The sequence below is a fragment of the Lonsdalea quercina subsp. quercina genome (assembly GCF_000688695.1).
Taxonomy (GTDB): Bacteria; Pseudomonadota; Gammaproteobacteria; order Enterobacterales; family Enterobacteriaceae; genus Lonsdalea; species Lonsdalea quercina_D.
The window spans coordinates 99,165-109,708 of the sequence record NZ_JIBQ01000018.1 but is presented as its reverse complement, the minus strand read 5'-3'; the positions used below and the strand labels follow the sequence as shown (position 1 = coordinate 109,708).

12 protein-coding genes are annotated in these 10,544 nt (G+C 52.4%); 1 reads left to right on the top strand and 11 read right to left on the bottom strand.

Annotated elements, in window-relative coordinates; all coding sequences use genetic code 11:
• The 9 genes from tuf to fkpA form a co-directional block, all read right to left on the bottom strand.
• The coding region (gene tuf / locus SB13_RS16155) for an elongation factor Tu (RefSeq protein ID WP_026741336.1) at positions 1–1,121 on the bottom strand (1,121 nt) is incomplete at its 3' end.
• Positions 1,122–1,189: 68 nt separating this feature from the next.
• Positions 1,190–3,298 (bottom strand): elongation factor G, encoded by a 2,109-nt coding sequence (fusA, locus tag SB13_RS16150; RefSeq protein WP_026741335.1) that lies wholly within the window; start codon positions 3,296–3,298, stop codon positions 1,190–1,192.
• 95 nt (positions 3,299–3,393) lie between these two features.
• A complete protein-coding gene (gene rpsG / locus SB13_RS16145) occupies positions 3,394–3,864 on the bottom strand; it encodes a 30S ribosomal protein S7 (protein ID WP_009111198.1) in 471 nt (156 codons plus the stop codon).
• A 96-nt stretch (positions 3,865–3,960) separates the two neighbouring features.
• Positions 3,961–4,335 carry a 30S ribosomal protein S12 gene (rpsL, locus tag SB13_RS16140; RefSeq protein ID WP_012768095.1) on the bottom strand — a complete coding sequence of 125 codons (375 nt, stop codon included), beginning with the start codon at positions 4,333–4,335 and terminating at the stop codon, positions 3,961–3,963.
• 129 nt (positions 4,336–4,464) lie between these two features.
• On the bottom strand, positions 4,465–4,752 hold the full coding sequence (tusB, locus tag SB13_RS16135; RefSeq protein ID WP_026741334.1) for a sulfurtransferase complex subunit TusB: 288 nt from the start codon (positions 4,750–4,752) through the stop codon (positions 4,465–4,467).
• A 10-nt stretch (positions 4,753–4,762) separates the two neighbouring features.
• On the bottom strand, positions 4,763–5,122 hold the full coding sequence (tusC, locus tag SB13_RS16130; RefSeq protein WP_026741333.1) for a sulfurtransferase complex subunit TusC: 360 nt from the start codon (positions 5,120–5,122) through the stop codon (positions 4,763–4,765).
• A 14-nt stretch (positions 5,123–5,136) separates the two neighbouring features.
• Positions 5,137–5,526: a sulfurtransferase complex subunit TusD gene (tusD, locus tag SB13_RS16125; RefSeq protein WP_026741332.1), complete on the bottom strand. Its 390-nt coding sequence runs from the start codon at positions 5,524–5,526 to the stop codon at positions 5,137–5,139.
• A complete protein-coding gene (locus tag SB13_RS16120) occupies positions 5,526–6,248 on the bottom strand; it encodes a helix-turn-helix transcriptional regulator (protein WP_026741331.1) in 723 nt (240 codons plus the stop codon). The genes tusD and SB13_RS16120 overlap by 1 nt, the downstream gene beginning before the upstream one ends.
• A 545-nt stretch (positions 6,249–6,793) precedes the next feature.
• The gene (gene fkpA, locus SB13_RS16110; protein ID WP_026741329.1) at positions 6,794–7,630 is read right to left on the bottom strand and encodes an FKBP-type peptidyl-prolyl cis-trans isomerase; all 837 of its coding nucleotides are present in this window, start codon (positions 7,628–7,630) and stop codon (positions 6,794–6,796) included.
• A 215-nt stretch (positions 7,631–7,845) separates the two neighbouring features.
• Between fkpA and SB13_RS16105 the strand changes: the two genes are divergently transcribed.
• Positions 7,846–8,064, top strand: coding sequence for a SlyX family protein (locus SB13_RS16105; protein ID WP_026741328.1), 219 nt, complete (start codon positions 7,846–7,848; stop codon positions 8,062–8,064).
• A gap of 21 nt (positions 8,065–8,085) precedes the next feature.
• On the opposite strand, the gene qhpR is transcribed toward SB13_RS16105, so the two are convergent.
• Together qhpR and SB13_RS16095 are read right to left on the bottom strand one after the other, a co-directional pair.
• The gene (gene qhpR, locus SB13_RS16100; RefSeq protein ID WP_026741327.1) at positions 8,086–9,129 is read right to left on the bottom strand and encodes an AraC-like transcriptional regulator QhpR; all 1,044 of its coding nucleotides are present in this window, start codon (positions 9,127–9,129) and stop codon (positions 8,086–8,088) included.
• Positions 9,130–9,340: 211 nt separating this feature from the next.
• On the bottom strand, positions 9,341–10,354 hold the full coding sequence (locus SB13_RS16095; RefSeq protein WP_026741326.1) for a phosphotransferase enzyme family protein: 1,014 nt from the start codon (positions 10,352–10,354) through the stop codon (positions 9,341–9,343).
• Positions 10,355–10,544 lie beyond the last annotated feature (190 nt).

Sequence of the window (10,544 nt, the reverse complement as noted above, 5' to 3'; positions counted from 1 at the left end):
CGCAGACCATCGTCCATTGCGATCGGAGCAATCAGGTTGACAACCATCTTGATGTTGTCGCCCGGCATGACCATTTCTACGCCTTCCGGCAGTTCGATGGTGCCCGTTACGTCAGTTGTACGGAAGTAGAACTGCGGACGGTAGCCTTTGAAGAACGGAGTATGACGGCCGCCTTCATCTTTGCTCAGAATATAAACTTCTGATTCGAACTGGGTGTGCGGCTTGATTGAACCCGGTTTAGCCAGTACCTGACCACGTTCAACTTCGTCACGCTTAGTACCACGCAGCAGAACACCAACGTTCTCACCCGCACGGCCTTCGTCCAGCAGTTTGCGGAACATTTCAACACCGGTACAAGTCGTTTTAGTCGTGTCTTTGATACCCACGATTTCAACTTCTTCACCCACTTTGATGATGCCGCGCTCTACACGACCGGTAACTACAGTACCACGGCCAGAGATAGAGAATACGTCTTCGATCGGCAGCAGGAACGGCTTGTCGATAGCACGTTCTNGTTCCGGGATGTAGCTGTCCAGTGCTTCGGCCAGTTCTACAATCTTCGCTTCCCACTCTGCTTCGCCTTCCAGCGCTTTCAGAGCAGAACCACGGATTACCGGAGTGTCGTCGCCCGGGAAGTCGTACTGAGACAGCAGCTCACGAACTTCCATTTCAACCAGTTCCAGCAGCTCTTCGTCATCAACCATGTCGCATTTGTTCAGGAACACGATGATGAACGGAACGCCTACCTGACGACCCAGCAGGATGTGCTCACGAGTCTGCGGCATCGGGCCGTCAGTCGCTGCAACTACCAGGATCGCGCCGTCCATCTGGGCAGCACCGGTGATCATGTTTTTCACGTAGTCGGCATGCCCTGGGCAGTCAACGTGCGCGTAGTGGCGAGTCGGGGTATCGTATTCAACATGAGACGTGTTGATGGTGATACCACGTGCTTTTTCTTCCGGCGCGTTATCGATCTGATCGAATGCGCGAGCAGCACCGCCGTAGGTTTTAGCCAGTACGGTAGTGATAGCTGCAGTCAGAGTGGTTTTACCATGGTCAACGTGGCCGATAGTACCGACGTTGAGATGGGGTTTTGTACGTTCAAATTTTTCTTTAGACACGGCGTTATTCCTTACTCGAATGCTCCCTCCTCACGGAGAGAGCACGGGATCAATATGTTAAACCCGGATTATTTACCACGGGCTTCGATAACAGTCTGGGCAACGTTGTTCGGTGCTTCAGCGTACTTCAGGAACTCCATGGAGTAAGAAGCACGACCCTGAGTCTGCGAACGCAGGTCAGTAGCATAACCAAACATTTCTGACAACGGAACCTGGGCACGGATAGTCTTGCCAGTAGCAGTGTCTTCCATACCTTCGATGATACCACGACGACGGTTAAGGTCACCGATCACATCACCCATGTAGTCTTCCGGCGTTTCTACTTCAACCTTCATGACCGGCTCAAGCAGGACAGGCTTCGCACGTTTAAATGCTTCTTTAAACGCGATAGAAGCAGCCAGTTTAAAGGCCAGTTCAGAGGAGTCGACGTCATGGTAAGAACCGAAGTGCAGACGCACTTTGATATCCACAACAGGGTAACCCGCCATCGGACCCGCTTTCAGCTGTTCCTGAATACCTTTGTCAACGGCCGGGATATATTCACCAGGAATCACACCACCTTTGATTTCGTTAACAAATTCGTATCCTTCACCACCTGGCTCCAGCGGCATCATATCGATTACGACATGACCATACTGACCACGACCACCGGACTGTTTAGCATGTTTACCTTCAACATCCTTAACGGTGTCACGGATGGTTTCACGGTAAGCAACCTGCGGTTTACCGATGTTGGCTTCCACGTTGAATTCGCGACGCATACGGTCAACGATGATTTCAAGGTGCAGCTCACCCATACCAGCGATGATGGTCTGGTTTGACTCTTCGTCAGTCCATACGCGGAATGACGGGTCTTCTTTCGCCAGACGGCCCAGAGCCAGACCCATTTTTTCCTGGTCAGCTTTGGTTTTCGGTTCTACGGCGATAGAGATAACCGGTTCCGGGAACTCCATACGTTCCAGGATGATCGAGTTATCAGGATCACACAGCGTATCACCGGTAGTCACGTCTTTCAGACCGATAGCAGCAGCGATATCACCTGCACGAACTTCTTTGATCTCTTCACGCTTGTTAGCGTGCATCTGTACGATACGACCAAAACGCTCGCGAGCTGATTTCACTGAGTTCAGCACGGTATCACCAGAGTTAACCACACCGGAGTACACGCGGAAGAACGTCAGGTTACCAACAAACGGGTCGGTAGCGATTTTGAACGCCAAGGCAGCAAACGGTTCTTTGTCATCTGAATGACGTACAGCCGGAGTGTCTTTACCATCGTCCAAAATACCGCTGATTGGCGGAACTTCTGTCGGCGCCGGCAGGTAATCAATTACCGCATCCAGCATTGCCTGAACGCCCTTGTTCTTGAACGCGGAACCACAGGTAACCAGAATGATTTCGTTGTTCAGAACGCGCTGACGCAGTGCTTTCTTGATTTCTTCTTCGGTCAGCTCTTCACCGCCGAGGTATTTATCCATCAGCTCTTCGGAAGCTTCAGCTGCAGACTCGATCAGGTTCTGGTGCCATTCCTGAGCCAGTTCCTGCATATCAGCTGGAATTTCTTCGTAGTCGAAGGTGATACCGTGGTCAGCTTCATTCCAGTTGATGGCTTTCATTTTCACCAGGTCAACAACACCGGTGAAGTGCTCTTCAGCACCGATAGCCAGCTGAAGTGGAACCGGATTCGCACCCAAACGGGTTTTGATCTGGTTTACCACTTTCAGGAAGTTCGCGCCCATGCGGTCCATTTTGTTAACGAACGCGATGCGCGGAACATGATATTTGTTAGCCTGACGCCATACGGTTTCAGACTGCGGCTGAACACCACCTACCGCACAGTAAACCATTACCGCGCCATCCAGTACACGCATGGAACGTTCAACTTCGATGGTGAAGTCAACGTGCCCCGGGGTGTCGATGATGTTGATGCGATGTGGTTCATACTGCTTGGCCATACCAGACCAGAAGGCAGTCGTCGCCGCGGAGGTGATGGTGATGCCACGCTCCTGCTCCTGCGCCATCCAGTCCATGGTGGCAGCGCCGTCATGAACTTCACCGATTTTGTGATTCACACCAGTGTAGAACAGAATACGTTCAGTGGTGGTGGTCTTACCGGCGTCGATGTGTGCACTGATACCGATATTACGGTAGCGTGCAATGGGTGTTGTACGAGCCATTTGTTTCCTCTATTCCTAGGGCGTTCAAAGTAGTAAAAAACCCAAACGGGTTAGCCTTTGAGGCGCCCGCTGGGTTATTAACATCTACACCGGTATTACCAGCGGTAGTGAGCGAACGCCTTGTTGGCTTCAGCCATACGGTGAACGTCTTCACGTTTTTTAACAGCAGTGCCTTTGTTTTCTGCTGCATCGGAAAGTTCGTTCGCCAGGCGCAAAGCCATGGATTTATCACCGCGTTTACGAGCAGCTTCTACGATCCAACGCATTGCCAGGGCATTACGACGAACCGGACGTACTTCAACTGGTACCTGATAAGTAGAACCACCAACACGGCGAGACTTAACTTCGACAGTCGGACGCACGTTGTCCAGAGCTACTTCAAAGGCTTCCAGGTGGTCTTTACCAGAACGCTGAGCCAGGGTCTCCAGCGCGGTATAGACGATTGCTTCTGCAGTAGATTTTTTACCATCTACCATCAGGATATTGACAAATTTGGCCAGTAATTCAGATCCGAACTTAGGATCCGGCAGAATTTTACGCTGACCAATGACGCGACGACGTGGCATGGAAATACTCCGTTGTTAATTCAGGATTGTCCAAAACTCTACGAGTTTAGTTTGACATTAAAGTTAAAACGTTTGGCCTTACTTAACGGAGAACCATTAAGCCTTTGGCTTCTTCACGCCGTATTTGGAACGGGATTGCTTACGGTCTTTAACACCTGAGCAGTCCAGCGCGCCACGAACGGTGTGGTAACGCACACCCGGCAAGTCTTTAACACGACCGCCGCGGATCAGGATCACGGAGTGCTCCTGCAGGTTATGACCTTCACCGCCAATATAGGAGGTAACTTCAAAACCGTTAGTCAGACGAACACGGCAAACTTTACGCAGTGCGGAGTTCGGTTTTTTCGGGGTGGTGGTATATACACGAGTACATACGCCACGTTTCTGCGGGCATGCTTCCAGCGCTGGAACGTTGCTTTTAGCAACCTTCAGTGAGCGCGGCTTGCGTACCAGCTGGTTAATTGTTGCCATTCAAAAAGCTCCTGGGTTTTGCTTCGTAAACACGTAATAAATCGTCTCGTACTCGCACAAGGCAAAGTATAAGGACGCAGAATTTTAGGGCTGCCCGGATGAGGAGTCAAGAAATATACAAAAATACCGCTACCAGGCCATTTGTCCGGAATGCTGGGCCGTGAGTTTCACAAATTCATTATAGCTAATCAGCGCCACATTGCTCGAAATTTGAGCGGCCATTCCCCGCGCTGCGACATCTTCTTTTAGGGCATAAACGGTCACGCCCACTGCCAGTATCGGCATGAGCATCGCAGCACCGACCAGCGCCGCCGTCACGCCATCCTGAAACAGAAGAATGGCATCTTCGCTTCCGACGTTGCGCAACATGGCGTCTATATCGATCTGGTAGGGAGAACGAGAAAGCGTATGCAGCATAAATGTCTCACTAGAAGGTAAGGACGGTATCGTAGGTTTTCAATGTCTGGGATAGTAATTCTGAAGGCTGTACTTCGACTGGCAGAACCCACTGGGTGTCTTTTGAAATGCCACGCTGCTGCAATGACTGCTCGCAAACATAACATTGGTCGATATCGTATAGCGGTAGGACGCGAAAGGTCGCAATGTAGTCGCGCATGAGAATAACATCCGGCTGTTGCCTTGGCAGAAGCTGAAAAACGCCGTCTGAGAGGAAAAACACGCCGATGTCTTCCGTCAACGCAGACATCGCCAAAAGCGCATCCAGCCCTTCTCTACCAGAAGCGCTGCCGTGTGGGGAATGGGTAAATACAAAAGCGACACGTTTCATAGCATGAGCCCGCGTTAAAACTGCACGACCCTGTCGCAGGTCAGTACGGATTGAGCCAATTCGCCTAGGCCGCTCAGACTGAATCCCGGCTGCAGGTTCGCGCCGTTCAGTTTTAGCTGAGCCGCCTGCTCGCTATCGGTGACGCCGCGGCGTAGCGCAGCCGCGACGCAGACATTCAACGCGACCTGATGCTCTTCATGTAAATGTTGCCAGGCCCGCACGATATCGAATTCGTCGTTAGCCGGGGAGGTCAACTGGTTCGCGTTGAGTACGCCTTCCCGATAAAAAAATACGCTTTGAAGCCGATAGCCTGCGGCCAGCAGCGTCTGCGCAAACTGCAATGCGCTGCTGGACTGCTGGGTTCCATATGCCGGTCCAGTGACCAGCAGACAGTATTCCAACATTAGCGATCGTGCCCGCTGAGGTCGCCGTTTTTGAACTGGCGAATATAGAGATACACGGTGTGCTTGGAGATATTCAACCGATCGGCAACCTGATTGATGGCGTCCTTAATATCGAAAATCCCTTTCTCATAAAGGTTGAGCACAATCTGCCGGTTCTTGGCGTTATTGGACACATTGCGATCGCTGTTCACCTCTTCGATGGTGAACTCCAGCGTTTGCGTTACCAAATCTTCCACGGAAGACGCGAAATTAACGGAAGATGCCACCGCTTTAATCTCAGGCGGCATAAATGTTTGCATGATTTGTGAGAACGGCACGTCCAGATTCATGTTCATACACAGCAGACCAATCACACGCTGCTCACGGTTACGAATAGCGATGATGATTGACTTCATCAGCATGCCGCTTTTGGCGCGTGTGAAATACACCTGCGACACGCTGCTGTCTTCACCGGCCATATCATGCACCATCCGTAGCGCCATATCGGTGATAGGCGAACCGATTTTACGCCCGGTATGCTCGCCGTTCGCGATACGCACCGCGGAACATTTTAAATTTTCCAGCGAATGCAGCACGACTTCGCAGTGTTCACCGATTAGCATCGCTAAACCATCAACGACGGCTTCATACGACTTCAGGATTTCGTAATCCGTTTGGGAAAACGGACGTTCATCCAGCAAATCAAGCTCATTCGACTCTGCTGAAAGAAGCGAACTAGGCATGGCAAACACCACCTTCAATGTCATTCAATTGATCGTATTGACAGGAGGGATAGTCTAACAAAACTCCTCTCTCTCGTCCCTGAAATTCGCGGCGTCATATCGAAAGGCTGATGCGATGAGACCTCCATGATGCCTGCATTCATCGGCATTTTTTCGCCCCAAAAAGGCAGGCTTAACAAACGGGAGGATCAGCTTGGGATTGGCTACCGCGCTGGAGCAGTATAACGTCTGTGAAGGTTTTTGCCGCCTTTATCACGCGGAGGAGAAAGATCGTTGAGGTACGGCACGCTGCCCCGGTCCAATGACGGAAGATACATCATGACAATGCGTACTATTTTGGTACCTGAAATCACCATGAACGCGGACGATAGTTTGCTTCTGCTTATTGAAATTCACTATTGGCGACAAACGCTTATCGTCATATCTACGTCACGAACTCGCGAGGTGGAATTTAAAGGCACGCATTCCTTAGCACCTAAAGACGCGACGTTCACGCATAAAAAAACCGCAGGATAACCTGCGGTTCTTCGTGACAACGCGCTGTATTACTTAGCGCTTGGCTGAGCGGCTTTCTCGTCAGCCGGTTTTTCAGCTTTTGCAGCATCAGCCGCCTTAGCTTCCGCTTCAGATTTGATATCCAGCAGTTCTACGTCGAATACCAGCGTAGAGTTGGCCGGAATGCCCGGTACGCCCGTTTCGCCGTAAGCCAGTGCCGGCGGGATGACCATTTTAATTTTGCCGCCTTTCTTCACGTGTTTCAGACCTTCGGTCCAACCCGGAATGACGCCATCCAGACGGAAAGAGAGCGGTTCACCGCGTTTGTAGGAGTTGTCGAACTCAGTGCCGTCAACCAGCGTACCTTTGTAGTTTACTACCACGGTATCGCTGTCTTTCGGCGCAGCGCCAGTCCCTTCCTTGTCTACCTGATAAAGCAGGCCGGAGTTAGTTTTCTTCACGCCTTTTTCTTTGGCGAAGGTATCACGATATTTAGTGCCTTTGTCCGCGTTCTCTTTCGCATCTTGCTTCATTTTGGTTTTGGCCGCTTCTTTCACACGACCTTCAAATGACTGCAGCGTTTTTTCGATTTCTTCATCAGACAGTTTGCTCTTGTCCGCAAACGCGTCCTGCACGCCTTGGATCAGCTGTTCTTTATCCAGCTTGATGCCCAGTTTTTCTTGCTCTTTCAGGGAATTATCCATGTAACGTCCCAGAGAGGCGCCCAACGCGTATGCCGCAGCCTGTTCATCGTTGTTGAATTTTGCTGTTGTCGTACTTGTCGAGCTGCTATCGGACGCTTTTGCTGTCTCCGCGGCCATTGCGCCGGTATTCAAAGCCAGTGTCATTGTGGTCGCTAGCAGCGTTACTTTAAACAGTGATTTCATCCATCTCTCCAGCATCCGAGACCCGGCAGGTCCCGGTAATCATTTAAAAAGTCGAAACTACTATAGCTGTGTGTACGGAGACATTACAACGAACACACCACTATCTTCGATAAAATTCCCTTATGCGCTCATTGCGCCCTACTCCGACCATTTTTACTACCAGAAGTTTCCGCTTTCTGACAAACTCTACCGCTGACCGTCTGGGAGGAAGTCACATGTCGCAGCAATTACTCGAACAGCGCCTTGAACTGCTGGAAAGCCGCATCGCGTTTCAGGAGATAACGATTGAGGAGCTGAACCAAACCGTGGTCCAGCATGAACTGGAGATGGCCAGAGTGCGTGAACAACTGCACTTGCTGGTGGATAAACTGAAGGCGACGGCGCCGTCCCTGATTGCCTCGCAATCTGAAGAAACACCGCCGCCGCACTACTAAATACATCGTTCTGCCGTCGTGCTAAGCCTTGCGCCACTGGCGCGGACTGATACCAAACCAACGACGAAATGCCCGGGAAAACGCACTCACCTCCGAGTACCCCAGTAAAAAAGCCATTTCAGAAATTGAGAGCTGCCGCTGCTGCAAATAGTGCGTCGCCATTTCACAGCGCACTTTCTCCACCAGTTGAGTGAAGTTGATCCCCGCATCCTTCAACCTCCGCTGCAGCGACCAGCTCGACAACCCAATATTTTCCGCCACCTCGTCCAGCGAAGGTTCTCCCTGTGAAAGCCCCTGGCGCAGCTGGGCGCGCGCCATATCCACCACGCTCTGTTGCTGCACATCGCTGTTCAACTGCCGCAGCGAATCCTGTATCACCAGCAGCAGCAACGGATCGTGTTCCGGCATGGCTTTGAGCAAATCGCGCTTGGGAATCAACAGCGAATTGAACGGCTGATCGAAGTAAACCGGCGCATCAAACACTTTGCAGTGCTCATGCCACTGTTCCGGCCGAGGGTGTTCGAAATGCACCTCCCGCGGCGCCCAATGCTTGCCTGCTGCGTGGCGCACAAGGTTCAGAATCATACCCAACGTCAGCTCGGCATCCTGCCGGCAGTGCAAGATCGCACCGTGACGCACCTGATAGTCGAAACGCCAGCACTCGCCCTTATCGACCAGGCGAACCAGCGTATCGTGCTGATGGAATGGAAAAGCATGGGCAACGTTATGCAATGCCTGCTCAAGGGTGGCACTGCATAACCCAACATAGCCTATTAACCCGAGCGCCTGCGGCTTGAACTGCCTGCCGTAATGCAGACCAAAATTGGTGCAGTCGGAGTAACGCGCCGCCTCTTCCAGTACGCGACAGTAGTTGACCAACCCGACACTGAGCGTTGGGCAGGCCAACAACTCCGGATCAATACCGCTAATGCCGAGAATGCGATCGGCATCGCCGCCATTATCTCCGATGAATTGACCCAACCCTGAAGCCGCCGCGGCCAGTACACCCCGGTGGCCGAGCGGAATTCCCGCCGGCGGAGGAAGCCGAAATGACAGTGTTCCCATAATTTCCCCCTCTGTAATACAAGACGCCAAATCGAACAGAAAAAGCAATTTCCATACCAGCGGATGACCAAGGCTGACGGCATCAGGCGGTTACCCGGGAAAACAGAGGGATAATATTGGGAGGGCCGAAGAATACGGAGGAAAACGCGTCGGCAAAAATCAAAAAAAGCACTGCCGCGGTACAGCAGTGCGTTGAGATGGTGCAAAAATTTCAGGACGGCGCGGATGTATCGCCCACCGGCAGCGCGCCCGCCAGATAAAGCCGACACAGCCTGACGGTATCGGGACACCAACGTTCCCCCATGCTTTTGGCCTGTTCCGTTTGCTGATGGGAACCAATCCAGGCCGTCATCTGGATACGCCGCTGCACAATTAGCGAAGGGATCACTACTAAGTCGGCGTCGCTCAGGGGGCAGATCTGTTGATAGCCCCTCAACCACCCCGCTACCCATTCAGGCGCACGCGGATGGTGCTCCACAAAGCTGATGGCCGCCGCGAGATCGTGCAGATACCAGCCCAAACCGCAGTCATCGAAATCAATCACCCGTGTTTCCCCGCGCAGCAGCAAGAGATTCGTCAAACGCAGATCCGCATGGATCAACCCGTAGCGCTGCGATGATTTACCGTAGTCGGCCAGCGCCGCGCTCACCCGCTTTATCGTCTCTTCGATAACCGGATGGTCGGACGGAGAAAGGTAGGGCGCGTCCTGCCAACGGCCCCAGTGCGCGTTCGGCCCGACCATCGTTTCGTGATCCCAAACGATACGACGAAAGCCAACAGGGGGCTGCCATCGGCGGCTGTGCTGATGCAACCGGGCGGTGATCCGGCCCAATTGCTCAAAGGCCGCGCCGTCCACATCGGTCGTCGGCATCTCACCCTCTATCCAGTGAAAGAGCACTACGTTGCGTTCCACGCCGTCATCCAACGACACGGTCTGCACCGCACTTCCATCCCGACCCACCAGCGGTTCCGGCACGATGATGCCTTCCTGACGCAATTCAGCCAGCCAGCTCAGTTCGCCGTTGATATCATCGCGATGGTGATAGCCGGGCCGGTGAATGCGCATGGCATAGCNTTTTCCGCCGGCATCCAGCCGATAGGTCGCATTTTCCGAACGGCACAGCAGCGTCAGCGTTCCCTGAAGCTCGGCAGAGTAGCGGCCCATCGCTCGCTCCGCCAACCGGCTCATTGTGATGTCGTCAAGCGTATCGTATTGTTCTGCCATCGTAAGATCTCATCAAAGGAAGGGGCTTACAGACCTTCAGCATGTAATGACGGCCATTCCGATGCTTGACGTAAAGGCAGTAAAAGTTGACCGCAGACGACAACTTGCCCTCTCTCCTTTTCTTCTTTGACTCCAGAGCGCAAAAAACACCTCGTTAGTGTCAAGTATCCGCGCCCATAACGGCGTCATC

What these genes read in the sequence shown, in the direction of transcription:
- SB13_RS16105 (WP_026741328.1), top strand. Translation starts at nt 7,846, where the DNA reads ATGTCGCAGCAATTACTCGAACAGCGCCTTGAACTGCTGGAAAGCCGC.
- SB13_RS16120 (WP_026741331.1), bottom strand. Translation starts at nt 6,248, where the DNA reads ATGCCTAGTTCGCTTCTTTCAGCAGAGTCGAATGAGCTTGATTTGCTG.
- fusA (WP_026741335.1), bottom strand. Translation starts at nt 3,298, where the DNA reads ATGGCTCGTACAACACCCATTGCACGCTACCGTAATATCGGTATCAGT.
- tusB (WP_026741334.1), bottom strand. Translation starts at nt 4,752, where the DNA reads ATGCTGCATACGCTTTCTCGTTCTCCCTACCAGATCGATATAGACGCC.
- qhpR (WP_026741327.1), bottom strand. Translation starts at nt 9,129, where the DNA reads ATGGGAACACTGTCATTTCGGCTTCCTCCGCCGGCGGGAATTCCGCTC.
- tusD (WP_026741332.1), bottom strand. Translation starts at nt 5,526, where the DNA reads ATGTTGGAATACTGTCTGCTGGTCACTGGACCGGCATATGGAACCCAG.
- rpsG (WP_009111198.1), bottom strand. Translation starts at nt 3,864, where the DNA reads ATGCCACGTCGTCGCGTCATTGGTCAGCGTAAAATTCTGCCGGATCCT.
- tusC (WP_026741333.1), bottom strand. Translation starts at nt 5,122, where the DNA reads ATGAAACGTGTCGCTTTTGTATTTACCCATTCCCCACACGGCAGCGCT.
- fkpA (WP_026741329.1), bottom strand. Translation starts at nt 7,630, where the DNA reads ATGAAATCACTGTTTAAAGTAACGCTGCTAGCGACCACAATGACACTG.
- rpsL (WP_012768095.1), bottom strand. Translation starts at nt 4,335, where the DNA reads ATGGCAACAATTAACCAGCTGGTACGCAAGCCGCGCTCACTGAAGGTT.